This window comes from Streptomyces showdoensis, assembly GCF_039535475.1.
Lineage (GTDB): Bacteria > Actinomycetota > Actinomycetes > Streptomycetales > Streptomycetaceae > Streptomyces > Streptomyces showdoensis.
Window position 1 is genome coordinate 269,854 of the sequence record NZ_BAAAXG010000002.1, and the last position, 25,515, is coordinate 295,368.

At 74.2% G+C, this 25,515-nt stretch carries 19 protein-coding genes, 2 pseudogenes and 1 riboswitch; of the genes and pseudogenes, 9 read left to right on the top strand and 12 right to left on the bottom strand.

Translation table 11 applies throughout. The features are described 5' to 3' along the window. Positions 1–59 precede the first annotated feature (59 nt). Complete coding sequence (locus ABD981_RS01220) at positions 60–902, bottom strand: PP2C family protein-serine/threonine phosphatase (RefSeq protein ID WP_046906056.1); 843 nt, start codon at positions 900–902, stop codon at positions 60–62. Positions 903–1,234: 332 nt separating this feature from the next. Between ABD981_RS01220 and ABD981_RS01225 the strand changes: the two genes are divergently transcribed. Next, positions 1,235–2,158 carry a YihY/virulence factor BrkB family protein gene (locus ABD981_RS01225; RefSeq protein ID WP_240495103.1) on the top strand — a complete coding sequence of 308 codons (924 nt, stop codon included), beginning with the start codon at positions 1,235–1,237 and terminating at the stop codon, positions 2,156–2,158. On the opposite strand, the gene ABD981_RS01230 is transcribed toward ABD981_RS01225, so the two are convergent. Further along, positions 2,149–3,366, bottom strand: coding sequence for a phospholipase D-like domain-containing protein (locus ABD981_RS01230; protein ID WP_046906057.1), 1,218 nt, complete (start codon positions 3,364–3,366; stop codon positions 2,149–2,151). The two genes, ABD981_RS01225 and ABD981_RS01230, sit on opposite strands and share 10 nt — an antisense overlap. 315 nt (positions 3,367–3,681) lie before the next feature. On the opposite strand from ABD981_RS01230, the gene ABD981_RS01235 reads away from it, so the two are divergent. The 3 genes and pseudogenes from ABD981_RS01235 to ABD981_RS01245 all read left to right on the top strand — a co-directional run. After that, complete coding sequence (locus ABD981_RS01235; protein WP_046906097.1) at positions 3,682–3,996, top strand: TraR/DksA family transcriptional regulator; 315 nt, start codon at positions 3,682–3,684, stop codon at positions 3,994–3,996. Between the two features lie 168 nt (positions 3,997–4,164). Next, entirely contained in the window at positions 4,165–5,307 is a 1,143-nt protein-coding gene (locus ABD981_RS01240) for a mechanosensitive ion channel family protein (protein ID WP_046906058.1), read from the top strand. A 226-nt stretch (positions 5,308–5,533) separates the two neighbouring features. Continuing rightward, positions 5,534–5,761: pseudogene (locus tag ABD981_RS01245) on the top strand (hemerythrin domain-containing protein); the annotation flags it as partial. A 205-nt stretch (positions 5,762–5,966) separates the two neighbouring features. Here ABD981_RS01245 and exaC read toward each other — a convergent pair. Together exaC and ABD981_RS01255 are read right to left on the bottom strand one after the other, a co-directional pair. Beyond that, positions 5,967–7,490 (bottom strand): acetaldehyde dehydrogenase ExaC, encoded by a 1,524-nt coding sequence (exaC, locus tag ABD981_RS01250; RefSeq protein ID WP_046906059.1) that lies wholly within the window; start codon positions 7,488–7,490, stop codon positions 5,967–5,969. Between the two features lie 47 nt (positions 7,491–7,537). After that, on the bottom strand, positions 7,538–8,776 hold the full coding sequence (locus ABD981_RS01255) for a GAF domain-containing protein (protein ID WP_046906099.1): 1,239 nt from the start codon (positions 8,774–8,776) through the stop codon (positions 7,538–7,540). Between the two features lie 314 nt (positions 8,777–9,090). Beyond that, positions 9,091–9,193: riboswitch (ZMP/ZTP riboswitch) on the top strand. Positions 9,194–9,221: 28 nt separating this feature from the next. Here ABD981_RS01255 and ABD981_RS01260 point away from each other — a divergent pair. Further along, positions 9,222–10,076, top strand: a complete 855-nt coding sequence (locus ABD981_RS01260; protein WP_046906060.1) for a bifunctional 5,10-methylenetetrahydrofolate dehydrogenase/5,10-methenyltetrahydrofolate cyclohydrolase — start codon at positions 9,222–9,224, stop codon at positions 10,074–10,076. Positions 10,077–10,263: 187 nt separating this feature from the next. Further along, positions 10,264–11,049, top strand: coding sequence for a hypothetical protein (locus ABD981_RS01265; RefSeq protein WP_123954188.1), 786 nt, complete (start codon positions 10,264–10,266; stop codon positions 11,047–11,049). Here ABD981_RS01265 and ABD981_RS01270 read toward each other — a convergent pair. Together ABD981_RS01270 and ABD981_RS01275 are read right to left on the bottom strand one after the other, a co-directional pair. Next, on the bottom strand, positions 11,030–12,412 hold the full coding sequence (locus tag ABD981_RS01270; RefSeq protein WP_425586391.1) for an SWIM zinc finger family protein: 1,383 nt from the start codon (positions 12,410–12,412) through the stop codon (positions 11,030–11,032). The two genes, ABD981_RS01265 and ABD981_RS01270, sit on opposite strands and share 20 nt — an antisense overlap. Beyond that, entirely contained in the window at positions 12,409–15,552 is a 3,144-nt protein-coding gene (locus tag ABD981_RS01275; RefSeq protein WP_382748152.1) for a DEAD/DEAH box helicase, read from the bottom strand. Before ABD981_RS01275 ends, ABD981_RS01270 begins: the two co-directional genes overlap by 4 nt. 258 nt (positions 15,553–15,810) lie before the next feature. Between ABD981_RS01275 and ABD981_RS01280 the strand changes: the two genes are divergently transcribed. The 3 genes from ABD981_RS01280 to ABD981_RS01290 all read left to right on the top strand — a co-directional run bounded on the left by ABD981_RS01280 (position 15,811) and on the right by ABD981_RS01290 (position 19,476). Beyond that, entirely contained in the window at positions 15,811–16,917 is a 1,107-nt protein-coding gene (locus tag ABD981_RS01280) for a fatty acid desaturase family protein (protein ID WP_345527438.1), read from the top strand. A 41-nt stretch (positions 16,918–16,958) separates the two neighbouring features. Continuing rightward, positions 16,959–17,615, top strand: coding sequence for an MOSC domain-containing protein (locus ABD981_RS01285; RefSeq protein WP_345527440.1), 657 nt, complete (start codon positions 16,959–16,961; stop codon positions 17,613–17,615). A 268-nt stretch (positions 17,616–17,883) separates the two neighbouring features. Next, complete coding sequence (locus tag ABD981_RS01290) at positions 17,884–19,476, top strand: phospholipase D-like domain-containing protein (RefSeq protein WP_345527442.1); 1,593 nt, start codon at positions 17,884–17,886, stop codon at positions 19,474–19,476. Positions 19,477–19,585: 109 nt separating this feature from the next. Here the strand turns inward: ABD981_RS01290 and ABD981_RS01295 are convergent, their stop codons facing one another. The 6 genes and pseudogenes from ABD981_RS01295 to ABD981_RS01320 all read right to left on the bottom strand — a co-directional run bounded on the left by ABD981_RS01295 (position 19,586) and on the right by ABD981_RS01320 (position 25,483). Beyond that, the gene (locus ABD981_RS01295) at positions 19,586–19,972 is read right to left on the bottom strand and encodes a hypothetical protein (protein WP_345527444.1); all 387 of its coding nucleotides are present in this window, start codon (positions 19,970–19,972) and stop codon (positions 19,586–19,588) included. Positions 19,973–20,306: 334 nt separating this feature from the next. Continuing rightward, positions 20,307–21,225: pseudogene (locus ABD981_RS01300) on the bottom strand (MurR/RpiR family transcriptional regulator). Between the two features lie 98 nt (positions 21,226–21,323). Then, the gene (locus ABD981_RS01305; RefSeq protein ID WP_345527446.1) at positions 21,324–22,691 is read right to left on the bottom strand and encodes a tannase/feruloyl esterase family alpha/beta hydrolase; all 1,368 of its coding nucleotides are present in this window, start codon (positions 22,689–22,691) and stop codon (positions 21,324–21,326) included. Positions 22,692–23,016: 325 nt separating this feature from the next. After that, on the bottom strand, positions 23,017–23,856 hold the full coding sequence (locus ABD981_RS01310; protein WP_425586392.1) for a hypothetical protein: 840 nt from the start codon (positions 23,854–23,856) through the stop codon (positions 23,017–23,019). A 233-nt stretch (positions 23,857–24,089) separates the two neighbouring features. After that, complete coding sequence (locus ABD981_RS01315; RefSeq protein WP_345527448.1) at positions 24,090–24,611, bottom strand: hypothetical protein; 522 nt, start codon at positions 24,609–24,611, stop codon at positions 24,090–24,092. Positions 24,612–24,880: 269 nt separating this feature from the next. Further along, positions 24,881–25,483, bottom strand: coding sequence for a class I SAM-dependent methyltransferase (locus ABD981_RS01320; RefSeq protein ID WP_345527450.1), 603 nt, complete (start codon positions 25,481–25,483; stop codon positions 24,881–24,883). Positions 25,484–25,515: the final 32 nt, after the last annotated feature.

Sequence of the window (25,515 nt, forward strand, 5' to 3'; positions counted from 1 at the left end):
GGCCCGAGGTCCGCCCAGGCCCGAGGATCGACCCGGCCCGAGGCGGCGGGCCCCTCCCCTCACTCCGTGGCCGGCGACCGGGCGGGACCGCCGTCATGGCCGACGACCAGGACGGCCGCGTCGTCCTCGTGCCCCACCGTGGCCGCCAGCTTCATGACGGCGGTGGCGAGCGCGTCGACGTCCAGTCCGGCGACGGCGGTGATCCCGGCGAGCCTCGTCACCCGGTCCAGACCCTCGTCGATGTGGAGCGAGGGCCCCTCCACCACCCCGTCGGTCAGGAGGACGAAGACACCGTCGGAGGTGAGGAGGTGGCGCGTGGCCGGGTAGTCGACGCCGCGCAGCACACCGAGAGGGGGCCCGCCCTCGCTGTCGTCGATGCCGGAGCGGCCGTCGCTGGTGGCCCAGATGTGGGGGATGTGACCGGCCCGGGCGCACTCCAGGGTGCCGGCAGCGGGGTCGAGCCGCAGGAAGGTGCAGGTGGCGAAGAGGTCGGCGCCCAGAGAGACGAGCAGGTCGTTGGTGCGCCCGAGCAGCTCTCCCGGGTCTCCGGTGACGGACGCCAGCGCGCGCAGTGCGACGCGGACCTGTCCCATGTAGGCGGCGGCCTCGATGTTGTGTCCCTGCACGTCACCGATGGACATGCCGATCCGCCCGCCGGGCAGGGAGAAGGCGTCGTACCAGTCACCGCCGACGTTGAGCCCGTGGTTGGCGGGCTCGTAGCGGACGGCCAGCCGGGCGCCCGGAAGACTGGGCAGGTCCGAGGGCAGCATGCCGCGCTGCAGGGCCACGGCGAGCTCGACACGGGAACGCTGCGTCTCGGCCAACTCCCGCGCTCTGGCGGTCAGCGATCCCAGCCGGACCAGAAGGTCCTCGCTGTTGTCGGCCGGCCGTCTGCGGAACATGTATCACTCCGACGTCACGACGATCCTCGCATCCACTTCGTCCCGGTCTCCAGCACGCCGGACCCCGGGGGGCCGGCTCGGTACGGACAGGCCCCTCCCACTCTGCCCGGAGGGGACGGCGTCCGCATCTCATCGGCGGAGAAGGCGGCGGATCCCTCGGGGCACGAGCCACAGCGCACTCCTCGCGCCGTATCCGGGTGGAGCAGGGCATCGCCCGCCTCGAGAACCGGCGGGCACTGGCCCACCCCGTTCCCCGGTCCTCACTCCTCGGCCGGCCGTGATCGACCACGTGGAAGATGGGTGGGACCGATCATGCAGGGCAGGAGAGCTGCGTGACGTCGAACAGTCTCCGCACCTGTCGGAGCACGCCCGGGAACCGGTCCTTCGAGCTGCTCGCACGCATCCGCACGCGCCTGTGGAGCACCGCCGTGCGGCTGTGGGAGGACAACGTCGCCGACTACGCGGCGGCCCTCACCTACTACGCGGTACTGGCACTGGTGCCCGCCCTGCTGGTCTCCGTCTCCCTGGTGGGACTGGCCGGGGCCGATACGCGCGAGCATCTGATCCGCGACCTCACCTCGTACGCTCCGCCCCAGTCGGCCCAGGTGCTCAGGCAGGCCCTGGAGGGCATCACCTCCTCGCCCTCCTCGCTGTGGCCGCTGCTCGTCAGCGGCGTCCTGAGCGCCCTGTGGTCCGCCTCCAGCTACCTGTCGGTCTTCCGGCGCGCCCTGCACGCGATGCACCGTCTGCCCGACACGCGCCGGCCACTGCGTGCCGCCCACGTCCTCCTCCTCACCTCGGGCGCGCTGCTGGCCCTGCTCGTCATGGGCGCCGCGAGCCTCGTCGCGACCGGCCCGGTGGTCCGGCGGCTCGCGGCGGCCGCCGGCCGCTCGGGCGCGGACGCCATGACCCTGCTGCGCTGGCCGGTGCTGCTGGTGATCGTCACGGCACTGATCCTGATCCTCTACCGGACGGGGCCCGTCCAGGGCCGGGGCCTGCGCCGGGGGTTCGCGGGCGGAGCCCTCGCGGCCTTCCTGTGGCTCGGGGCCTCGGCGCTCTTCACCCTCTACACGCAGTTCGGGACCTACAGCCGCCTCTACGGTTCGCTGGCGGGAATCATCGTCTTCCTCGTGTGGCTGTGGTTCGGCAATCTGTCCCTGCTCGCCGGCGCGCAGTTCAACGCGGTGCGCGCGCGGCAGGCAGAAGGGTCCGACGACGAGCCGCGGGAAGCCGAGGCCGCCGCCTCCTACAGGTAGCGGCGGATGGGCAGTACCGCCGTCTCCCGGGCCCGCTGCAGAAGCGACCGCCGCTTCCAGCGGCCCGGGCGGATCAGCTCGCTCACCCGGAGGTCCTCGTCGTAGTGCGCGTCGAGGGCGGCGGTGAACTCGGAGTCCATGACGGCGAGCATGACCTCTTCGTCGTGGTCGAGGGAGCGGCGGTTGAAGTTCGTGGAGCCGATCAGGGACACGACGCCGTCCATGGTGATGACCTTCGCGTGCATCATGGTCGGCTGGTACTGGTGGATGCGCACCCCGTCGGCGGTCAGCGCCTCGTAGTGGTGCTGCCCCGCCAGCTGGCACACCCGCTTGTCCGTGTGGGGGCCGGGCAGCAGGATCTCGACTTCCACGCCGCGGCGGGCCGTGGCGCGGAGCAGGTCGATGAAGTAGTCGTCCGGGGCGAAGTAGGCGGTCGCCAGACGGATCCGTTCCTCCGCCGATTCGAGGATCACCCGAATCAGGGTCTGCATGTCCTGCCAGCCGACGCTGGCCGACCCGCGGACCACCTGCACGATGGCGCTCCCGCTCGGGGGGTGGCCGACGAACCGGTCACGCTCGTCGAAGAGCTCCGTGTGGCATTCGGCCCAGTTCTGGGCGAAGGCGGCGGCGATGCCGTCCACGGCCGGGCCCCGGACCTCGACGTGGGTGTCCCGCCACTCGTCGGGATTGCGGGCGTCGCCACACCATTCCTCGGCGATCCCGACGCCTCCGGTGAAGGCGGTCAGCTCGTCGACCACGAGGGCCTTGCGGTGGCAGCGGTGGTTCTGCTTGAGCGGCGAGAGGTAGAGGGGCTTGCGGAACCACGCGACCTCGACTCCGGCCCCGCTCATCCGTTCCAGCAGGTCCTTCTCGATCAGGCGGCTGCCGAAGCCGTCGAGAAGCAGCCGCACCCGCACCCCCGCACGTGCCCGGTCGGTCAGGGCTTCGGCGAAACGCCGCGCGATGTCGCCCCGCCAGTAGACGAAGGTCATCATGTCGACGGTGTGACGCGCGTTGCCGATCGCGTCCAGCATCGCGGCGAAGATCTCGTCGCCGTTGCGCAGGGGGCGTACGGCGTTGCCCTCGGTCGCCGCGATGCCGATGAGCCGCTCCAGCCGCCGGCGTATGCGGTGGATCCGCTCGTCCACGGCGCCGCTGTCGGCGGAGGCGCTGGTCGCGCCGGCCTGCGGTTGCTCTCTGTCAGACATCCCAGTCCCCCTCGGTCGGGCCATCGACGACCAGGACCTTATCCGACGGCATCCAGGACGGGGCCGGGGGAGGGCGAAGGAGCGCGAAGGGGAGGGGGCGTCGGCGCCGGGGCTGGTGGCCGGCACTCGGACGACGTGAGGGGCCGGAGTCCCATCCGCCGGAGTGCAGCGGGAATGACCGGCCCGGGCGATGCAGTTGCCGTACACATGAGCGTTCCCGAGCGTGACGGCCCTGTTCCCGCCGGGCACGGCCGCTCCGGTCCGGCGACCGCGCGCGAACGCCTGGCGGCCGACCGTGCCGACACGCTGGCGCGGATGGCGGCTCTGGGCCGGGACTTCGACGGGATCGTCGCGGCGAACGCCCTGGTCGCGGTCGACGACGAGCACGACCCCGAGGGAGGGACCACCGCCTTCGAGCGCGCCCATGTGGCCTTCCTCATGGAGCAGGCACGCGGACACCTCGCCGAGCTGGACGGAGCCCTCCAGCGGCTTGAACGCGGCACCTACGGGGAGTGCGAGGGCTGCGGCAGCAGGATCCCGCCCGAGCGCCTGGAGATTCGACCGGCGGCGACGACGTGCGTGTCGTGTGCCGAGCCCGGCCGCCACCGGCCTCGGCGGCCCGCGCACTGATCGCCGCCGTCCCCCGCTCGCCGACGGCCCCGGGCGGCAGAGACCGGGGAGACGCCCGTTCGGCGACGGGACCCCGCCGCCGCCGGACTCCTCCGGCGGATGTTTGGCGTGCTCGCCTGCGGTGAGGCGTGCGGGACGAACCTGTTCGACTCATCGACTGGGGGGCACATGGAGAGCGTGATCCGACTGGCGATCTCCGTCGGCGGCTCGGCGCTGGCGGCCTTGGCCGTCTGCCGTGCGGCGGACCTGCTGGCACGGTTCGCCGACGCGAGGCATCCGGAGACCCCGCTGTGGGGGCTGCTGCGCCGCTGCCGTACGCCGCTGTACGTCGTCGTGCTGGCCGCCCTGCTCAGATGGACCTACCCGATGGCGTCGCCCGGACGGGGGCCGCTCGAAGAGCACGCGGGGGCGGTGAGCCGCGTCCTGCTGCTGTGCCTGATCGGCGGAGGCGCCTGGCTCGCGGTACGGACGGTCGCCGCCGTCGTCGAGTCCTCGTACGCGCGCTACGCCGGGCGTTCGCGCGACGCCGCCCGGCTGCGCCGGGTCCGTACCCAGGTCACCCTGATCATGCGGGTGGTGTCCGTCGCCGTCGGGGTGCTCGCCGCCGCCGCGGCCCTCGTCACCTTCCCCTCGTTCCGCACCCTCGGCACGTCCCTGCTCGCCTCGGCCGGCATCATCGGCATCGTGGCTGGTGTGGCGGCCCAGTCGACGCTGAGCAACCTCTTCGCCGGCTTCCAGATCGCCTTCGGTGACATGGTCCGGATCGGTGACACCGTCGTCGTGGACGGCGAGTGGGGTGTCGTGGAGGAGGTGACGCTCACCTTCCTCACGGTCCGGACCTGGGACGAACGTCGCGTCACGCTCCCCGTCTCGTACTTCACCTCGCGGCCGTTCGAGAACTGGTCCCGCGGCGGCGCGGAGATGACGGGGTCGGTGTTCGTCCACTGCGACCACTCGACACCGGTCGCGCTCGTCCGGGCGCACCTCCGGGAGTTCCTCACCACGTGCGACACCTGGGACGGGCGAGGCTGGGACCTCGCCGTCACCGACACCTCACCGACCGGCATCACGATGCGGGCGATCGTGACCGCCAAGGACGCCGACGACCTGTGGACGACCCGTTGTGCCGTACGGGAGGAGCTCGTCGGCTGGCTCGTGCGGGAGCATCCGGGCGCCCTCCCCAAGGTCGTCACCGCTCCCGCGGCGGACGCCTTCGACCGACCGTGGGAGAACGCCCGGGCGCCGCGGCAGCGACGCCCCCGTCAGCCTGCCCGGAACCCCACCCGGCCGGGGGACGCGCCTTCGGACTGAAGGCCGACCTCAACGGGGCGTCGCCCCTCCGTGGCCGACCCCGCGGTGATTGCGCCGCCCATGGAGGGGCAGCCGGGGATTTCAGACGCGTTCCGACCGTGTTCGCATGAGCGAGGAGGACGACGGTGAACACCCGTACGGCAGAACAGGAAGACTTCGTGGCGGCCATCCTCGAGGATCACCGCACCATGGAGGACCTTCCGGCGCATGCGCAGCGTCGAGGCAGGTGGAGGACGTCGGGTCCGAGGAGTGGGACAGCCGCCTGGAGGAACTGGTGAAGGCGGTCGATCACCACCTGGACGAGGAAGAGCGGACGATCCTCAACGGTGCCAGGGAGAGCGTCCCCGACGAGCGCCGGGCCGAGCTGGGCAGGGCGTTCCTGGAAGAGCGCGCGAAGCGACTGGCCTCGGACTGCGGCAGCCTGGAGAACGTGCGCGCGATCGTCCACGGATGACGGCGCTCCCGAAGCCGGGGCGGTGCGGGCGCGGGGCCCGCGTGGCCCTGTCGATCAGCGCCTGCGGTTCGCGCGTTCTCACCGTGCCCGAGCCGGCGCAGCGAGGACAGCCGTTTCGGCGCCGCCTCCCTCATGGGAGGGGACGTGCACTCCAAGAGGGCGCCTGCCCCGGGAAACCCCGGGGCAGGCGCCCTCTTCCGTGCCTCTAGAAGAAGCCGAGCTTCTTCGGCGAGTACGACACGAGAAGATTCTTGGTCTGCTGGTAGTGGTCCAGCATCATCTTGTGGGTCTCGCGGCCCACGCCGGACTGCTTGTAGCCGCCGAAGGCCGCGTGCGCCGGGTACGCGTGGTAGCAGTTGGTCCAGACGCGGCCCGCCTGGATGGCGCGGCCCGCGCGGTAGGCGGTGGTGGTGTCGCGGGTCCAGACGCCGGCGCCGAGGCCGTACAGGGTGTCGTTGGCCGTGCGGACGGCGTCGTCGAAGTCGGTGAAGGACGTGACGGCGACGACCGGGCCGAAGATCTCCTCCTGGAAGACCCGCATCCGGTTGTCGCCCTCGAAGATGGTCGGCTGCACGTAGTAGCCGCCCGCCAGCTCGCCGTCGTACTCGATCCGCTGACCGCCCGTCAGGATCTTCGCGCCCTCCTGCTGGCCGATCTCCAGGTACGAGAGGATCTTCCCCAGCTGGTCGTCGGAGGCCTGCGCGCCGATCATGGTGGCCGTGTCGAGGGGGTGGCCCGGGAGGATCAGCTCCGTGCGGGCGATCGCCGCCTCCAGGAACTCGCGGTAGTGACCGCCCTGGATCAGCGCCCGTGAGGGACAGGTGCACACCTCGCCCTGGTTGAGGGCGAACATGGTGAAGCCCTCCAGCGCCTTGTCGCGGAAGTCGTCGTCCGCCGCCCACACGTCGTCGAAGAAGATGTTCGGCGACTTGCCGCCCAGCTCCAGGGTGACCGGCTTCAGGTTCTCCGCGGCGTACTGCATGATCAGCCGGCCCGTCGACGTCTCGCCGGTGAAGGCGATCTTCGCGATCCGGGGCGAGGACGCCAGCGGCTTGCCCGCCTCCTCGCCGAAGCCGTTGACGATGTTCACCACGCCCGGCGGCAGCAGGTCGGCGACCAGGCTCAGCCAGTAGTGGACCGAGACCGGCGTCTGCTCGGCCGGCTTGAGGACGACCGCGTTGCCCGCCGCGAGCGCGGGGGCCAGCTTCCACACCGCCATGAGGATCGGGAAGTTCCACGGGATGATCTGGGCGACCACCCCCAGCGGCTCGTGGTAGTGGTACGCCACGGTGTCCTCGTCGATCTCGCTCAGCGAGCCCTCCTGGGCCCGCAGCGCGCCCGCGAAGTAGCGGAAGTGGTCGATGGCCAGGGGGATGTCGGCGGCCAGGGTCTCGCGGACCGGCTTGCCGTTCTCCCAGCTCTCGGCGACCGCCAGCGCCTCCAGGTTCGCCTCCATCCGGTCCGCGATCCGCAGCAGGACCTGGGCCCGCTCCGCCGGCGCCGTGCGGCCCCAGCCCGGCGCCGCCGCGTGCGCCGCGTCCAGTGCCCGCTCCACGTCCTCGGCCGTGCCGCGGGCCACCTCCGTGAACGCCCGGCCGTCGACCGGGCTCGGGTTCTCGAAGTACCGCCCGCGCGCCGGGGCGACGTACTCACCGCCGATCCAGTGGTCGTAGCGGGGCGCGTACGACATGATCGAACCCTCGGTGCCGGGTGCGGCGTAACGGGTCATGGGCATGGCCTCCTCGTACCGCGCCGGCCGTCCCTGGCCGGCTGTGCTCAGCGGCGAGTCTGCGCGGTCCGACGTTGCAACCCCGTTGCACCCGAAGCCAGTTCGGCGTCCAGCGCGCTGAGCCGTGCCCGTACGGCCGGGGCCTGCGCCGCCGGTACGGCCGAGGCGAGCGCCCGCCACACCGCCAGGTCGTCCTCGCCCCACGCGCTGTACGCCCAGTCGGCCAGCAGCCCCGGATCGGCCCGGTCCACCAGCGCGGCCCGCAGCCGCCCGGCCAGCCGCTCCCGGAGACGTACCACCGCCGGCGCCCGCGAGCCCGGCAGCAGCGGCCCCGCGTACTCGCCGAGCGCCGTCGCCACCGCACCCGAGGCGAGCCGCCGGTCCACCGTCAGGAAGTCCGCGTCGACCTCCCCGGCCAGCCGGTACGGGCGCGAGGCGAGCAGCTCCGCTCCGAGCAGCCCCCGCAGCCGGGACATCTCCGCCCGCAGCGTCACCGGGGTCACCGACTCGTCCTCGTAGAGCAGGGTCAGCAGCTCGTCACCGCCCACGCCCTCCGGCCGGTGCGCCAGGACCACCAGGATCTCGCTGTGCCGACGGCTCAGCCGCAGCCGCCGCCCCGCCAGCTGCAGCAGCGCCTCGTCCCGGCCCAGCGCCGAGAGCCGCGGGCGGGCGGCGGCCGGGGCCGGGGAGAGCAGCGCCAGCTGCGACTCCGCCGCCCGCGCCACCGCTTGCACGAACGCCAGGCTGTGCGGGTGCGCGAGCCCGTCCCCGCCCGTGATGTCGACCGCGCCGAGCAGCCGCCCGCTGCGCGGGTCGTGCACCGGCGCCGCCGCGCAGGTCCACGCCTGCGCCGGGCGCTGGAAGTGCTCGGCGGCGCACACCTGCACCGGCCGGTCCACGGCGAGCGCGGTGCCCGGGGCGTTCGTGCCCGCCGCCGTCTCCGACCAGCGGGCCCCGGGCACGAAGTTCATCCGGCGCGCGCTGCGGAGCGTCCCCGGGTGGCCCTCCACCCACAGCATCCGCCCCGCCGCGTCGCAGACCGCGATCAGATGCTCGCCGTCCCGCGCGTACGCCCCCATCAGCTCCCGGATCACCGGCATCGCCGCCGCCAACGGGTGCTCCTCCCGGTGCCCCGCCAGCTCCTCCTCGTCGAGCTCGACCCGCGCCGCGCCGTCCGGACTCACCCGCGCCCGCACCGAGCGCCGCCAGGACTCGGCGACCAGCGCCCGCACCGGAGGGACGCCGAGCGGACCCCCGGCCGTGAACGCCTCGTGCGCCCGGCGCACCGCACCGGACCCGCCCGTCGCACACCCCCCGGCCGCCCCGCCCGCCCCGGACCCGCCCGCCCCGGCCGCCTCGGCCGTCCTGTCCGCCCCGTCGGTCCCGTCGGTCCCGTCCGTCGTGCTCGTCGTGCTCGCGGTGCTCGTCGTACCGGTCCGCGCAACGCTCAACTCGGCCTCCCCGGCGAGGTCGTCCGCCTCGTGGACGCCATCGTCGTGCGCGCGGGGGGCGCCGACAAGCGTCCGGGCGGCCTCGCATATGCCCCCTGTCCTGTATGCCCCCTGTCCGGTACCCGTCACGAGGACCGTCACGTACAGTGGTTCCGGGCCGTGACTGGCGCTTGAGGTGGATCACCACCGGGGAGCGGCCCGGCGGACGCGCCCCGCGCGTCCGTGTCGCGGTCGCGCGCCTGGGCATCCACCGGTCATCGTCGACGCCCAGGAGTGGCCCATGTCCACCAGCACCGCCCGCCTCATGGACGGCACCGCGCTCGCTCGCCGCACGGTCGAGGAGACCGCCGCCCGCGCCGCCGAGATCACCCGCCGCACCGGCACCACCCCCTGTCTGGCGACCGTCCTCGTCGGCGCCGACCCGGCCTCCGTCACGTACGTGAAGATGAAGCAGAACCGCTGCGCGAAGGCCGGAATCCGCTCCCAGCACGTCGAGCTGCCCGCCTCCACGACCACCGAGGAGCTCGTCGCGGCGATCACCGCGCTCTCCGAGGACCCCGAGGTCCACGGCATCCTGCTCCAGCACCCGGTCGGCCCGCACATCGACGAGCGCGCCGCGTTCGAGGCCATCGCCCCGGAGAAGGACGTCGACGGCGTCACCATGGCCTCCTTCGCCGCCATGGGCTTCGGCCTGCCCGGCTTCGTCTCCTGCACCCCCGGCGGCATCATGCGGCTGCTCGACGCGTACGACGTCGAGCTCAGCGGCAAGCGGGCCGTGGTCGTCGGCCGCAGCGCGATCCTCGGCAAGCCGGCCGGTCTGCTGCTCCTCGGCCGCGACGCCACCGTCACCTACTGCCACTCCCGCACCACCGACCTCTCCGCCGCCGTCCGCGAGGCCGACATCCTCGTCGCCGCCGTCGGCAAGCCCCACTTCATCAAGGGCGAGGACATCAAGCCGGGCGCCGTCGTGATCGACGCCGGCTACAACCCGGGCAACGTCGGCGACGTCGACTTCGCGAGCGCCGCCGAGCGGGCCTCCCTCATCACCCCCGTCCCCGGCGGCGTCGGCCCCATGACGATCGCCGTCCTGCTCGCCCAGACCGTCGAGGGGGCCGAGCGCCAGCTCGGGCTGTGACCCGGTCACGGCCCTGGCCGCCCACCGGGGACGCCGGTCCGGTACGTCCCTTCCTGACCGGTCCGTGCTCACCCCGCGGTGATCAGGGTCTCGCCCCAGCAGCGGGATTGTCACGGTTCTGTACGAGCGGCGCCCAAGTCGCGGATATCGCTCGCCACATGGGCGACGCCGGGTGAACCTGTTCCCTATGCTCCACCCGCCGACGGCATCCCCGTCCCGCGGCGCCCGGCCCCCTCGACGGCCGGGCGCCGTCGCCCTGCTCGCCGCGGCGCTCGCCGCGGTCCTGCTCCTCTCGGGCGTCCTCACCGCGCGCGGCGGCACCGACGCCCGTGCCCCGCGCGCCGTGGGCCCCGCGCCCGCCGGGGCCGCCACGGCTCCGCCGCCGGACGCGGGACCCGCCGGAGGGCGGGCCGACACGCCGTACGACACGCCCGGCCAGCACCCCTCTGCCCAGGGCGAGAGCCCCTCGCCCCTGCCGACCCGTACCGCGGACCCGACCAGGACGGCGAAGCCCCGCCACACCCGCAAGGCCACCACGACGCCCACCGCACCCGCCACCACCCCGGCGACCGGCGGCCCGAGCCGGCGCCCCCGGCCCGGCGCGAGCCGCTCGACCGCGCCGGCGGGCACGACGTACGACCGGCTGCGCGTCGGCGACTGCTTCGACATCGACCGCGACGCGCCGGGCACCGTCGTCCACCGCCCCTGCGACAGGCGGCACGACGCCGAGGTCGTGGCCCGGCTGCGGCTCACCGGCAGGTACGCCGACGACGCGGCGGTCCGGGACGCGGCCGCCGACCTGTGCCGCGGGCTGCTCCGCCGCAAGGCGGCGGAACAGCCGCTCGGCACCCGCTGGACCACCTTCGTCCAGTACCCGTACCGCACCAGCTACCTGCTCGGCGAGGACACCGCCGTCTGCAGTCTGGCCGCTCCCTCCGGTACGGGCCGGAAGCTCACCGCTCCGCTGCAGTGACACCGCCCGGCGGCCCCGTCAGGGCGCCGCCACCGCCGCGAGCGCCGCCGCCGGGTCCTGTTCCGCCGGGCCCGCCGGGGTCCAGTGGCCGTGCTCCTTGCGGTACGGCCACCAGCGGCCGTCCTCGCCGAGGCGGAGCTGGGCGTCCGTGCCGGCCACCGTCCAGCGGGTGGCGCCCGCCGGCCGCAGCTCGGGCCGCTCCCCGTCCTCCCAGGCCTCCGCGAGCTGCGCCCGCGCCCGCACCAGCGCCTCGGGGGCCGGCACCCCCCTCCTCCTCCAGGACCGCCAGCGCGGCCACGCCGCCGAACCGCCATGCCCGCACGCCCCGTTCGAGCTCGGCCGGGCCGCGCCCGGACCCCTCGGCGAGCCGCGCCGCGATCCACGACACGGGCGCGCCCGCGGCGAGCCGCACCGCGTCCTGGGACGGCGTCAGCGGAGCGGCGTCGAAGGCCCCGGCGAGCATCCGGTGCGCCCGGGCCGCCGCGTCCGCCGCCAGGAACTCCAGCGCCGCCGGATCGATCCCGGGCTCCGGACCCTGCTCGGTGTCGAGCGACGGCGGCTCACCCGGTACCGCGGGCGGCCCCGGCGGGACGGGCAGCGGCGGCAGGATGCCACCCACCGCGAACGCCTCCTCCGCCGACACGCCCGACGGACGCCGCCCACCCGGCCGGCCGGACGCACCGGCCGCGCCGGACACACCCGAGGCGCCCGGCGCGCCGAGGCCACCGGGCCCGCCCGACCCGCCCGCCCCGGCACCCTCCGCCGCGCCCTCGGCCCCGGCCGCCCGCGCCGCGCTGCGCTCCTGCAGCGCGTCGAGCAGCGCCCGCTCCCCACGCCCCCGCATCAGCAGCAGCACGAACGGATCCTCGTCGAGCAGCCGCGCCACCTGGTAGCACAGCGCCGCCGTGTGCGGGCAGTGGTCCCAGGCCTCGCAGCCGCACCGCGGCTCCAGATCGCCGACGCCCGGCAGCAGTTCGAGCCCGGCCGCCGACGCGTCCTCCACCAGGTGCGGCGGCATCTCGCGGTCGAGCAGGGCCGCGATGTGCCCCGCACTGTCCACCGCCAGGTCGACCAGCCGGTCCCACTCCGCCCCGGACAGCTCCTGGAGCAGCACGTCGCTGCGGTACGCCGTGCCGTCGGGGTCCTGCACCACGGCCGTGATCCGGCCCGGCCGCACCGACACCGCGCCGACCGCGCCGGCCCGCGCGTGTCGCCGCCCCTGCTTGAGCTGCTGCCCGTCGAGCGCCGTGTCCTCCAGCGCCTGCAGCCACGCCCGGCCCCACCAGCTCCGGGCGAACACCGAGCCCCGCACCGGCGGCAGCGGCGCGAAGGTCCGCTCGTCCTCGGTCCCGTACCCGCTCATCGTCCGTCCTCCCCGCGCAGCCGCACCAGCTCCGCCAGCTCCGCGTCGGTCAGTTCCGTCAGTGCCGCCTCGCCGCCGCCGAGCACGGCGTCGGCCAGCTCGCGCTTGCGCTCCAGCATGGCCGCGATCCGGTCCTCGATCGTGCCCTCGGCGATCAGCCGGTGCACCTGCACCGGCTGGGTCTGGCCGATGCGGTACGCGCGGTCGGTGGCCTGCGCCTCCACCGCCGGGTTCCACCAGCGGTCGTAGTGCACGACGTGCCCGGCCCGGGTCAGGTTGAGCCCGGTGCCCGCCGCCTTCAGCGACAGCAGGAAGACCGGCACCTCGCCGGCCTGGAAGCGGGCGACCATCGCCTCCCGCTCGGCGACCGGCGTGCCGCCGTGCAGGAACTGGGTGGGCACGCCGCGCCCGGCCAGGTGCGCCTCGAGGAGCCGGGCCATCTGCACGTACTGCGTGAAGACGAGGACGCTCGCGTCCTCCGCCAGGATCGTGTCGAGCAGCTCGTCGAGCAGCTCCAGCTTCCCCGAGCGGCCCTCCACCCGGGGGCGCTCCTCCTTGAGGTACTGCGCCGGGTGGTTGCAGATCTGCTTGAGGCCGGTGAGCAGCTTGACCACCAGACCGCGCCGCTCCATCCCGTCGGCCTCGGCGATCGCGGCCAGCGTCTCGCGGACGACGGCCTCGTAGAGACCCGCCTGCTCCTTCGTCAGGGCCACCGCACGGTCGGTCTCCGTCTTCGGCGGCAGTTCCGGAGCGATCCCCGGGTCCGACTTGCGGCGCCGCAGCAGGAACGGGCGCACCAGCGCGGAGAGCCGCTCGGCCGCCGCCGGATCGCGACCGCCCTCGACCGCCGAGGCGTAGCGGGCCCGGAACGCGCCGAGCCCGCCGAGCAGCCCCGGCGTCGTCCAGTCGAGGATCGCCCACAGCTCGGAGAGGTTGTTCTCCACCGGCGTGCCCGACAGCGCGACCCGCGCCGCACCCGGGATCGTGCGCAGCGCGCGGGCGGTCGCCGCGTACGGGTTCTTGACGTGCTGCGCCTCGTCCGCGACGACCAGGCCCCAGGAGCGCTCGGCGAGCCGGCGCGCGTCGAGCCGCATCGTGCCGTACGTGGTGAGGACGAACTCGCCGTCGGCGAGGGCGTCCAGGTCCCGCGCCGGGCCGTGGAAGCGGCGCACCGGCGTGCCGGGGGCGAACTTCTCGATCTCGCGCTGCCAGTTGCCCATCAGCGAGGTCGGGCACACCACCAGGGTGGGCCCGGCGGACCGCGGATCGCTCTGCCGGTGCAGATGCAGGGCGATCAGCGTGATCGTCTTGCCCAGGCCCATGTCGTCGGCGAGGCACCCGCCGAGCCCGAGCGAGGTCATCCGGTGCAGCCAGCCGAGACCGCGCAGCTGGTAGTCGCGCAGGGTCGCGGCGAGCGCGGCGGGCTGGGCGACCTCCTCTCCGCCGCCCTCGGGGTCGGCGAGCCGCGCCCGCAGCCGCTCCACCCAGCCGGTCGCCTCGACCTCGACCCGGCGCCCGTCGACCTCGGCGGTGCCGGTGAGGACGGCGCCCAGTGCGTCGACCGGGGTGAGCGTGCGGTCCCGGGAGGCACGGGCCCGCCGCAGCTCCTCGGGGTCGACGAGCACCCACTGGTCCCGGAGGCGGACGAGCGGCCGGCCGGCCTCGGCGATCCGGTCGAGCTCCGCGCGCGTCAGCTCCTCGTCGCCCACCGCGAAGCGCCAGTCGAAGGAGAGCAGGGCGTCGGCGGAGAGGAACGAGGGCAGGGCGTCGCCCCGGTCGCGCGCGGCGCGGCCGCCAGGGCCGTCGGGCTCGTCGTCCGGACCCCCGGCGGCACCGGAGGCGCCGAAGCCACGGAACCCGCCCGACGCGCCGGGCCCTTCGGGCGTGCCCGCCGGGCCGATGACGGCCCGGGCGGTGAGCCGGTTCGCGAGCTCGCGCGGCCAGTGGACGCGGACCCCGGTCGCCGCGAGCGCGCGGGCCGCGGGCCCCAGGAGCTCGGTGATCTCCTCGTCGGCGAGGTCGACGGCGTCGGGGACGGCCGCCGAGAGCAGCGGTGAGAGCGGCGGCCATGCCCTCGCCGCGCGCCGCAGCGCGAGCAGGGCATCCATCCGGGCGCGGGGCCCGAAGGCGGCGCCCGCCGGGGAGGTCCCGGCCCACACCGCGGCCGCGTCCGCGACCAGGGTGGGGTCGGCGACGGCGTGCATCTGCAGGACGGCGCGGAAGGCGGGGCCGGGGACGGTGGCGGCGGACCCGCAGACGCCGTCGGCGAGGTCCGTCCCCGCCGCCGGGCCCGGGCCGTCCGCACCCGTCAGTTCCAGCCGCAACGACAGCCGGACGCCCGCGTCGTGACCCGCCGCCACGTCCGCGGCCCAGCCCCGCTGGTGGGGGAGCTCCTGGGGATCCTGGCGCTCGTCGGCGGCGAAGGCCGGTCCGCCGGCGGCCAGGGGAGCGGCCGGGGTGCGGGGCAGCACGTCGGCGACGGCGTCGGCGAACGCCCGCAGCAGGCCCTCCTGTTCGGGAAGCATCAGCGGCTCGTCCTCCGCCGCGGCCGGCAGGGGGACGGCGTGGGCGGACGGCGGCATGGAGGCGGCGAGGTCACGGAGCGCGGCCAGCTCCTCGGGACCCAGCGGACCGGCCCGCCACGCGTCGCGGTCGGTGGCGGTGAGCCCGGGCAGCAGCAGGCCCCGGGCCACCAGGCCGAGGGAGAACAGCGCCGCCGCGCCCCAGAACGCGGCCGCGGGCGAGGCGCCGTCGGCGGAGCGCGCCCGTACGAGGACCGGCAGGGCCTCCCGTACGGGGAGCAGCAGGGCGGGCACGGTCCGCGGGAGGACGTCGTCGCCGACGACGGTCAGGTCGGTGACGCTGCCGGTGCCGGCCGACGGTCGGAACTCCGGGGCCCAGAAGGCGATGCGGCCCGCGCGCGGCGGATCGGCGGGGAGGAAGACGGCGGAACAGCGAACGAGTTCGTCGTCGGGCGAGCCGGGGGAGCCGGGGGAGCCGGGGGAGCCGGGCGCGTCGGACGGGCCGGGGGCGGCGAGGGCGTCGGGGGAGTCAGAGGAGTCAGAGGAGTCGAGGGAGGGGACTACGGGACTCGGGGAAGACGGAGAGGGAGGGGACGAGGGCGACGGCGACAGCGACAACGCATTCCTCAAATTTGACTACCGTGGGGTCGAGCGGCCGAGGGTACCCGAACGCGGCATCCGCACGCGCCGCGCGACGCCGTGATCCGGGTCACCCCCACCCGTCGGGGTGGGGAAGACCCCACCCCCGCCCGAGGGCCGCCCCCCGAGCGGGCCCGGGTGGTGCCGCCATGGCCCGGTCCGAGTGCTCATCCGTACGTTTCTACAAGCCGCCGCGACCCACGCTGCGGCTCCTTCCACGGACCCCGGAGCCCCGCCATGTCCCAGGCCACCGCGACGCTCGCCGCGCCCCTCGCGGCCCCCGACCCGCGCCCCGCCCGCCGTCACGGCAAGGGCGGCGGCAGCGAGTTCGCCCCGCTGCTGCGCAGCATCAAGGAGCAGGGGCTCCTCGACCGCCGGCCCGGCTGGTACGCCCGGGGCATCCTGGTCAACCTCCTCGGCATCGCCGCCGTGATCGGCGGACTCGTCCTCCTCGGCCCGTCCTGGTGGGCGCTGCTCCTCGCCGTGCCGCTCGCGCTGCTCTCCGCCCGCGTCTCCTTCGTCGGCCACGACGCCGGCCACGCGCAGATCACCGACCGGCGCGGCCTCGGCCGGGCCATCCAGCTCGTCCACGCCAACCTGCTCCTGGGCATGAGCCGCGAGTGGTGGAACGACAAGCACAACCGCCACCACGCCAACCCCAACCACCTCGACAAGGACCCGGACGTGGCCGCCGACGTCCTCGTCTTCGCCGCCCACCAGACCGGCGGACGCACCGGTCTGCGCCGCTGGCTCACCCGCCACCAGGCCTGGCTGTTCTTCCCGCTGACGACCCTGGAGGGCATCGCCCTCAAGGTGTACGGGGTCCAGGCGCTGCTCTCCAAGGAGGGCCCGTACCGCACCCGGCGCGAGCGGCTCGTCGAGGGCGGACTGCTCCTCGCGCACCTCGCCGGGTACGCCACGCTGCTCCTGACCCTGCTGAACCCGCTGCAGGCCCTGGCCTTCGCGCTGATCCACCAGATGCTGCTCGGCGTGCACCTGGGCATGGCCTTCGCCCCCAACCACAAGGGGATGGAGATGCCGGACGCCCACCCGGACGGCGACTCGTGGGGCCATCTGCGCCGCCAGGTGCTGACCTCCCGCAACATTCGCGGCGGGGCGCTCACCGACTGGTTCCTCGGCGGTCTCAACTACCAGATCGAGCACCACCTCTTCCCCAGCATGCCGCGCCCGCACCTGCGCCTCGCCCAGAGCGCGGTCCGCGCGCACTGCGCCGAACTCGGCATCCCGTACACGGAGACCGGCTTCGTCGAGTCGTACCGCCAGGCGCTCGGGCATCTGCACGAGGTCGGAGCACCCCTCCGGGCCGCGGACCGCGTCGCATAGGGTCGAGTGGCGCGGCATCCGAGGAGAGGGGACTCCACGTCATGAGCGATACGAGCACGGCCACGAGCGTCACGAGCGGCACGAACGGCACGAGCGGCACGGACGCCGACGCGCGCACCGGCACCGGCGCGGGCGCGGGCGGCTCGGAGGCCACGGGCCGGGCCACCGTCACGACGGTCAGCAGCAACGGCGTCTACTCGTTCACCAAGCCCAACCGGGAGAGCATCAGGCTCCTCGCCGGCCTGGGCGTGGAGGGGGACGTGCACGCCGGGGTCACCGTCAAGCACCGCTCGCGGGTGGCCAAGGACCCGACCGTGCCCAACCTGCGCCAGGTCCACCTGATCCACGGCGAGCTCTTCGACGACGTGGCCCTCGCCGGCTTCGACGTGGCCCCCGGCGCGCTGGGGGAGAACGTCACCACCCGGGGCATCGACCTGCTCGGCCTGCCGACCGGTACCCGGCTCCACCTGGGTGCCGAGGCCGTCGTGGAGGTCACCGGGCTGCGCAACCCGTGCGCGCAGATCGACGGTTTCCGGCACGGACTGCTGAAGCAGGTCCTCGGCCGGGACGAGGAGGGCCGGATCGTCCGCAAGGCGGGCATCATGTCGGTCGTCCTGGCCGGCGGGGAGGTGCGTCCCGGCGACGCGATCCGCGTCGAGCTGCCGCCGGAGCCGCACCGGCCGCTGGAGCAGGTCTGACCGTCGGGGCGGGCCGGTCGGGGCGGGCCCCTGTCGGGGCGGAACGGCCGGGTCCGGTCGACGTGGGCCAGGGCGAGCCGGCGTGGGTCCGGTCACACCGAGGAGGGTTCGGCCCCCGTCCTTGAGGGGCTTACCGGATGGCCGGATTCCGACCGGTTCGGGTGAACTGAAGGCTACGTGCTGGTAACTTGCGCGAGTTGATCAAGGTCGGGGGCCCGCTCCGCGGTGCCGCCCGGCCTGAGCCACTCCCCATTTCCAAGGAACCACATTGGCACGCACCGTCCGCACGACGGCCCTGGCCCTCACGCTCTCCTTCGCCCTGCTGCCGGCCGCCCCGGCGTCCGCCGCATCGCCCTCCCCGACCCCGCGCCTGGACGCCGTCGAGCAGTCCCTGCGCCAGGTCTCCCCGGGTCTTGAGGGCTCCGTCTGGGAGCGCACCGCCGGGAACCGCCTGGGCGCCTCCGCCCCCGGCGGCTCCGACTGGCTGCTCCAGACCCCCGGTTGCTGGGGCGACCCCTCCTGCGCCGACCGCCCCGGCTCCCGCCGCCTGCTGGAGAAGGTGCGCGAGGACATCGCGCAGGCACGGCAGAGCGTCGACATATCCACCCTGGCCCCGTTCCCGAACGGCGGCTTCCAGGACGCGATCGTGGCGGGCCTGAAGGAGGCGGCGCGGAAGGGCAACCGGCTCCAGGTGCGCGTCCTCGTCGGCGCGGCGCCGGTCTACCACGCCAACGTGATCCCGTCCTCCTACCGCGACGAGCTGGTCGCCAAGCTGGGTCCGGACGCCGCGGACATCACGCTCAACGTGGCCTCCATGACGTCCTCGAAGACCGGCTTCTCCTGGAACCACTCCAAACTGGTGGTCGTGGACGGCGAGTCGGTCATCACCGGCGGCATCAACAGCTGGAAGGACGACTACCTGGACACCACCCACCCGGTGAACGACGTCGACCTCGCGCTCTCCGGCCCGGCGGCGGGTTCCGCGGGCCGCTACCTCGACGCCCTGTGGGACTGGACCTGCAAGAACAAGAGCAGCTGGAGCAGCGTCTGGTTCGCCTCCTCCAACGGCGCCGGCTGCCTGCCCACCCTGCCCCGGACCACCGCCCCGGCGGCCGTCGGCGACGTCCCCGCGATCGCGGTCGGCGGCCTCGGCGTCGGCATCCGGCAGAGCGACCCGGCCTCGCCCTTCAAGCCCGCGCTGCCGGACGCCTCCGCCGCCAAGTGCGGCCTGACCGGCCGGGACCACACCAACGCCGACCGGGACTACGACACGGTCAACCCGGAGGAGAGCGCCCTGCGCGCGCTGGTCGCGAGCGCGACCGAGCACGTCGAGATCTCGCAGCAGGACCTGAACGCGTTCTGCCCGCTGCTGCCCCGGTTCGACATCCGGCTCTACGACACCCTGGCCGCGAAGCTGGCCGCCGGGGTGAAGGTCCGCATCGTCGTCAGCGACCCGGCCAACCGGGGTGCCGTCGGCAGCGGCGGCTACTCCCAGATCACGTCGCTGTCCGAGGTGAGCGACGTCCTGCGGGCCCGCCTCAAGCTCCTGACGGGCGACGACCGGAAGGCGCGCACGGCCATGTGCCAGAGCCTCCAGCTCGCCTCGTTCCGCGCCTCCGACAAGGCCACCTGGGCGGACGGCAAGCCGTACGCGCAGCACCACAAGCTGGTCTCGGTGGACGACGCGGCCTTCTACATCGGCTCGAAGAACCTGTACCCGTCCTGGCTCCAGGACTTCGGCTACGTGATCGAGAGCCCGGCCGCCGCCCGCCAGCTCGCGGACAGCCTGCTCGCCCCGCAGTGGAAGTACTCGCAGGCGACCGCCACGTACGACTACGCGCGCGGCGTCTGCCAGGGCTGACGGAGACAGGGTCCGGCCGACCCGCCCGGTCCGTGCGGCCTTCCCGGCCCTCCCGGTCCTCCCGTCCCTCCTGGTCTTCCTGGTCTTCCCGGTCTTCCCGGCCCTCCGGTCAGTGCCTGCGCTGCCCGGAGGGGCCCACCAGAAGCGCTTCGGAGACCAGGCGGACGCCCCGGGAGAGCCGGCCCAGCTGGTCGAGCTCGGTGGCGTACATCCGGATCGTGTTCTCGATGACCACCTCGGCCACGCCCATCCTCGGCAGCTCGGCCCGGCTCGTCTGGAGGGCCGCGCGCACCGTCCGCATCTCGTGCTGGAGCTGCAGCTGCACGTGCCGGGTGAGCACGGCGGGGTGGCGGGTCAGCGTCGAGTAACCGCCGTAACGGGCCGGGAGGAGGTCGCGCATCCAGCGGGTCGCGGTGCGCTCCCAGTCGTGCGTGCCGGGGGCCTTGACCTGGAGGGGCCAGTCGGGGCTGCGCGTGAGGGTGGCCGTCTGGGACATTCTCGTCACTTCCGAGGGGTGTCGAAGCTCTGATCGAGACAGTGGGAGGCGGCCTCGGCCCAGGGGGGGTTGGCCGAGGCCGCCACGGGCGCTCCTCCGAGGGATCCATGAGCCTTGAACGTCACCCGGTCCCGCCGCGAGGAGGTGCGACGCGCTGGGTGGCTGATCGACGAGGACGTGGGGTCGTCCTCCCTGGCTCCTGACGGATCCGGAACGCCGCAGTCAGTAAATATATTTACTGTCGAGTACGCAAGGGTATGAAAAATTTCATGCAGGAGCGGGTCCTGAATACCCCTCTGCGGAGACACGGCCTCCGCGGCCTCCGGAGCTGCCGCTAGAGGAAGAATCCGTGCTGGTCAGCGGCCTGCTCATACTGTTCGAGCCGGGCCTGGGTCCGCTCCGGGTCGGCGTCGGCCATGGCCTGGAGCAGGGCGGCCGAGAGCATCCCGGGAGCCGCGTACGAGTCGAAGACCAGCCGGGAACCGGTCCCCGCGGTCAGCACCACGTCGGCCTCCTCGACCAGCGGGCCGACCGTCGGGTCGGTGATCAGCACCACCCGCAGGCCGGTGCTCCGGGCGGCCCGCAGGGCGGCCAGGGTCTCGTTGGCGTGCCGCGGCATGGCGAAGGCCAGCACCCACTCGCCGCCGGCCGCCCGGGCCTGGAGCAGCGCGTCGTAGGCCACGCTGCCGCCCCGGGTCACGAGGCGGACGTCGGGGTGGATGCGGCGGGCCGCGTACGCGAAGTACTCCGCGAGCGACACCGAGATCCGCAGGCCCAGGACGGTCAGCGGCACCGAGCGCGCCAGCTCGCGGCCGATCTCGAGGACCTGGTTGGTGTCGGCGAGGAGGCGGCGGACGTTCTCCAGGTTCTCGATCTCGGCGTCGACGGCGGCCTGGAGCTCGTTCTGCCGGATCTGCTCGCGCGTGTCGGGGGTGCCGGCCACCGCGCTCAGGGCGATGGGCTGCAGCGCGTCGCGCAGGGCGGGATAGCCGCTGAAGCCGAGGGAGACGGCGAACCGGGTCACCGAGGGCTGGCTGACGCCGACGCGCTCGGCGACCTCGGTGATGGAGAGGAAGGCGGCCTCGGTGAGGTGGTCGATCAGGTACTGGGCGATCCGCCGCTGACCGGGGGAGAGTCGGTGTCCGTCGAAGAGCGCGAGCAGCCGGTCGGCGGGCGCCTTCTCCTGCCCCCGGCGGGGTCCCGCCGGGCGTGATCGCGGCCGCCTGTGCGCGTGCCTGCTGCCCCGATGACACCGGCGGACCTCCCTCTCAGTCGCTCGTGTTCCAACATAGCCCACGCCCCGCAGGCGGATGATCATTGCGCCGTGCGGGGCGGGGCCGGCGGGCGACCATCACTCCACGGAGCAGGAGTTGACCACGTCGCCGTCGGCCGGCCGGGCGATCACGTGGTCCGCGGGCGGCGTCACGTCCCGCTCGACCCACCGGGTCAGCGCGGTGAACGCCGAGCGGTAGCAGGGCAGGATCGGCCGCAGCCGGTCCGGGTACGTGTCGTACAGCCCGTCGGTGTGGGTGCCGTCCTGGACCGTGTAGAAGCGGTGCAGCGCGCCCCGCCCCCGTCCGTCGATCATCCGCGCGTACACGTCCGAGTCGGTGGCGACCGGCAGCAGCGTGTCCAGGTCGCCGTGCAGCGTGATCAGCGGCTTGCCGATCCGGCCGGTCAGCGCCACCTTGGCGACCGCCCGGTGCACCGAGGCCGGCCGGGACGCGTAGTCGTACGCGGCGTCCGACGCGCACGGCGCGAGGATCTCCGGCACGGTGGTGCCGGCCGTCGCGCCGGGGCACTTCGGGTCGTACGAGGGGTCGAACTCCGCCCGGAACATCTTCTGCGTCAGACCCCAGTAGGCCTTCTCGTGGTACGGCCACAGGAAGCGCGAGCCGGGCGCGAAGCCGGCGCGGAGCAGGTCCTCGTCCGTGGCCGTGCCGAAGGTCCGGGCCACGGTGACCGGGAGGCTGGTGAGGAGGTTGGGGCCGCGGGTGGTCCACAGCACGCCCTCCCAGTCGACGCCGCCGTCGTACAGCTCGGGCCGGTTCTCCAGCTGCCAGCGGGTCAGATAGCCGCCGTTGGAGATGCCCGTCATGTACGTGCGGCGCGGGGCCTTCCCGTAGCGCTGGCGCACCGCCCTCTTCGCCGCCTTGGTCAGCTCGGTCACCCGGCGGTTCCATTCCGCGACCGCGTCGCCCGGCTCCCGCCCGTCCGTGAAGAAGTCGGCGCCCGTGTTCCCCTTGTCCGTGGCGGCGTACGCGAAGCCCTGGGCCAGCACCTGGTCCGAGACGATCGTGTCCGCGGAGTACTGCCGACGGGTGCCCGGGGCGCCCGTGACGACCAGGCCGCCGTTCCAGTCGTCGGGCAGCCGGATCACGAACTGCGCGTCGTGGGCCCAGCCGTGGGTCGCGTTGGACCGCGAGTCGTCGGGGAAGTACCCGTCGATCTGGACGCCCGGGACCCCGGACGGATGGCGCGTCCCCTTCGCCGAGAGCCCCGCCTGGTCGCCCATGTCGGTGTACGGCGTGCCGGCGAGCCCCGCGGTCGTCAGGTCCGGCAGGCACGCCGACTCCTGGCGCTCCGCCCCCGGCACCTGCAGTCGCTCCTGTCGGGCGCAGTGCCCGGGGACCTGCGCCCCGGCGGGAGCCGCGGGCCCGAGGACGGTCAGCCCCGTCAGGAGCGCGGCGAGCAGGGGGACGCCTTGGGACGGGCGCATGGTGGGCCTCCGGGGGTGACGACGGTACGGGCGCCCGGCGCGCTGCGGGCGCCGGCGCGCGCCGTGGTGCGTCGGCGTACACCGCGGCGCGCCGCCACATCCTGCGCGGCACCCCCGGTCACCGGACCATGGGCCCGGGCCACACCTCGGCCTCCGCCGACATGTGGACCGCGGGCACCCTCGCGCCGGGCCCCGTGCCGTCTCCTCGCGCCGGGCCCCGTGCCGTCCCCTCGCGTCGTCCCCTCGTCTTCCCCGGGCGCCTACGAGGGCCGGACCGCCATCGCGTCGAGCGCTTCGAGGAGCGCGGGCAGCTTCGGCCCCGGGGTCACCGGAAGCACCTCGTTCGGCGCGTCGTCGAGGAGGACGAAGGCCATGTCACCGGTCCGCGCCACCAGCGACCAGCCGGGCCCGTCGGCGCGCAGGGTCCGCGCGTCGCCCCGGCGAAGCTGGACCGGACCCGGCCGACGGGCGGAGCCTCCTCCAGGTAGGCGCCGAGTTCGGCAAGCGCCCGGCGCACCCCGGCGGAGGGGCCGGGCACGGGCACGGGGGAGCCGCCGGCCGCGGCGGCATCCGAGCCCGCCGCGGCGTCCCCGCCCGGGGCTCCCGTTCCGCCCCCACCCCTGGCCACAGTGCCGGCCCCGTCCCCGGCCCCTTCCGTCCCGGCGTCCATCCGCCCGCGCCACTCGGCCCACTGAAGGGCCACCATGTCCGCGCCGAGCCGCCGCTGGGCCGGCCCCCACCCGTTCTCGTCCGGCGGCGAGAGCGGCTCCAGGGAGCCCTCCTCCGGCGCGGGATCGTGGGGCGCCGGAAGGCCGTGCGCGGCGGCGGCGACCGCGAGCGGCCAGCCGGGGAGCGCGGAGACGACCGAGCGCTCGTCGGGGGAGAGGTCGTACGGCATCCCGCAGTCCCAGGTGGAGATGGCCACGGCGACCAGCGACACGTCGTCGACGACCACGGTCCACCGGGCGCCCGTGCCGTCCTGCCCGAGCACGAGCCCGTAGCCCTCGGCGTACGGTGCGAGGCCCAGGGAGGCACAGGCGGCCGGGTAGTCGTCGCCGAGCACGGTCGGGAACCGCGCGGGCGTCAGCAGCGCCGCCGTCAGCACGAACAGCGCGTCGTCGTCGCCGTCCTCCGCGCCGGGCACGGCGGATTCCGCTCCACTCACGTGAGCCTCCCCATCTGGTCGTCGGCGCACCCTAACCAGCCGGTAACCTGCCCGTCGAGAGGAATGCAGTGTGACCTGCGCGGATGAGGAACGGCTACGTCCCCCGTCCGCATCCCCTGCAAGCTGACCAGCGGTACGCGAGGCGTACCGCAGCCGGCCCGGAGGCGTTGCGAGGTCAGGGGAGCGCGGCTTCACGAGGAGTGCTCCACCGAGCCGCCGAGCGCTCCGCCTCGTCAGCGCAGTGTCTTGCTCCAGCTTCCGTTGACCTCCACCGCGTCCGCGTAACCGTAGGAGCCGTAGAGGCCTGCTCCGGCGGGTTCGAGGGCCAGGATGGGCTCACCCCGTCCGCTGGTCTTGCGGTAGACCACCACGAAGGACCCGATCATCGGGAAGTCCCGCAGGAACTGCTTGATGATGTCCCGGCAGGAGTGGCAGGGGCCCTTGTCCGTGACGAGCTGGATCTCGCCACCGGTGACCTGCGCCAAGATCTGGTTCAGGTACTGGTCGTCAGGGCAGCCGAGCCGCTCCAGGACCATGTTGGCCAGGAGGTTGATGGTCTGCCGCTCCGGATCCTTGTTGTGCATGTAGTTGCCCGCGTTCACGCCCTTGGGGTCGGGCAGCCCGTGGTAGTAGGTGCTCCCGACCACGGTGGTGCCCGACGTGCGCTGGAGCGTTCCTTCGAGGTCGGGACCTGCGGTGAAGGAGAGACGGAACTTCAAGGTCGCCTCGTTGAGGTATGCGGCTGCCGTGGTCACGTGTACTCCGTCCGCTGATGGGGCTGGGTCCGGAACACCGTGACACACGCCAATAAACGAGGAATAAACGGGCAGTTGAGGGCCATCCGGCACGAGGATCGCCGTCATGCCCCTGGAGCGGTCCTCGTCGCCGGCAGAGGGCTCGCCGTCGATCGGCCAGTTCTTGAAGACGTGGCCGGGCGGGCGGGCCGGGGTGGCCGGGCCTCGTCCGGCGGGGCGGCGGGAGACTTCCTCGCGGCACAGGCGTGATCACCGGATCGCCCGCACGGTCACTCCGTACGCCGCACCGCGAGGGCCAGGTACCGGTCGTCCTCGTCCACGTAGCTCTCCAGCTCCCATCCCGAACCGGTCAGCACCGCGCGGAGGTTGGGCTCGGCGCGCAGGTCGTCGTCGGTGATCTGCCGGCCGTGCCGGGCGGCGAGCGCGGCGCGGCCGATCGGGTGGAAGAGGGCGAGCCGCCCGCCGGGCCGGACCACCCGGGCCAGCTCCCGCAGGTCCGCGGCCGGGTCGGCGAGGTGCGAGACGAGCCCCGCCCCGAACACGGCGTCCAGCGCGCCGGACCGCAGCGGGAGCCGGGCCACGTCCGCGAGGACCAGCGCGGCGGCCTTCCCGCGCCCGGCCGCCACCGCCGCGTCGAGCATCTCGGGCGTCAGGTCCGCGCCGATCACGGTGCCCGCCGGGCCGACCGCCTCGCGCAGCGGGGGCAGGGCGCGGCCGGTGCCGCAGCCCGCGTCGAGCACGGCGTCGCCGGGGCGCAGCCCGAGGTCGGCGACGGCGGCGGCGTAGGCGGGGCCGTCGTCGGGGAACCGGGAGTCCCAGTCGGCGGCGCGCACGCCGAAGAACTCGCGTACCTGTGTGGGGTCATCGCTCATGCGCCCCATGATCGCGTACCGGCGGGGTCACC

What these genes read in the sequence shown, in the direction of transcription:
- ABD981_RS01220 (WP_046906056.1), bottom strand. Translation starts at nt 902, where the DNA reads ATGTTCCGCAGACGGCCGGCCGACAACAGCGAGGACCTTCTGGTCCGG.
- ABD981_RS01230 (WP_046906057.1), bottom strand. Translation starts at nt 3,366, where the DNA reads ATGTCTGACAGAGAGCAACCGCAGGCCGGCGCGACCAGCGCCTCCGCC.
- ABD981_RS01235 (WP_046906097.1), top strand. Translation starts at nt 3,682, where the DNA reads ATGGCGGCTCTGGGCCGGGACTTCGACGGGATCGTCGCGGCGAACGCC.
- ABD981_RS01240 (WP_046906058.1), top strand. Translation starts at nt 4,165, where the DNA reads ATGGAGAGCGTGATCCGACTGGCGATCTCCGTCGGCGGCTCGGCGCTG.
- exaC (WP_046906059.1), bottom strand. Translation starts at nt 7,490, where the DNA reads ATGACCCGTTACGCCGCACCCGGCACCGAGGGTTCGATCATGTCGTAC.
- ABD981_RS01260 (WP_046906060.1), top strand. Translation starts at nt 9,222, where the DNA reads ATGTCCACCAGCACCGCCCGCCTCATGGACGGCACCGCGCTCGCTCGC.
- ABD981_RS01265 (WP_123954188.1), top strand. Translation starts at nt 10,264, where the DNA reads ATGCTCCACCCGCCGACGGCATCCCCGTCCCGCGGCGCCCGGCCCCCT.
- ABD981_RS01270 (WP_425586391.1), bottom strand. Translation starts at nt 12,412, where the DNA reads ATGAGCGGGTACGGGACCGAGGACGAGCGGACCTTCGCGCCGCTGCCG.
- ABD981_RS01280 (WP_345527438.1), top strand. Translation starts at nt 15,811, where the DNA reads ATGTCCCAGGCCACCGCGACGCTCGCCGCGCCCCTCGCGGCCCCCGAC.
- ABD981_RS01285 (WP_345527440.1), top strand. Translation starts at nt 16,959, where the DNA reads ATGAGCGATACGAGCACGGCCACGAGCGTCACGAGCGGCACGAACGGC.
- ABD981_RS01295 (WP_345527444.1), bottom strand. Translation starts at nt 19,972, where the DNA reads ATGTCCCAGACGGCCACCCTCACGCGCAGCCCCGACTGGCCCCTCCAG.
- ABD981_RS01305 (WP_345527446.1), bottom strand. Translation starts at nt 22,691, where the DNA reads ATGCGCCCGTCCCAAGGCGTCCCCCTGCTCGCCGCGCTCCTGACGGGG.
- ABD981_RS01320 (WP_345527450.1), bottom strand. Translation starts at nt 25,483, where the DNA reads ATGAGCGATGACCCCACACAGGTACGCGAGTTCTTCGGCGTGCGCGCC.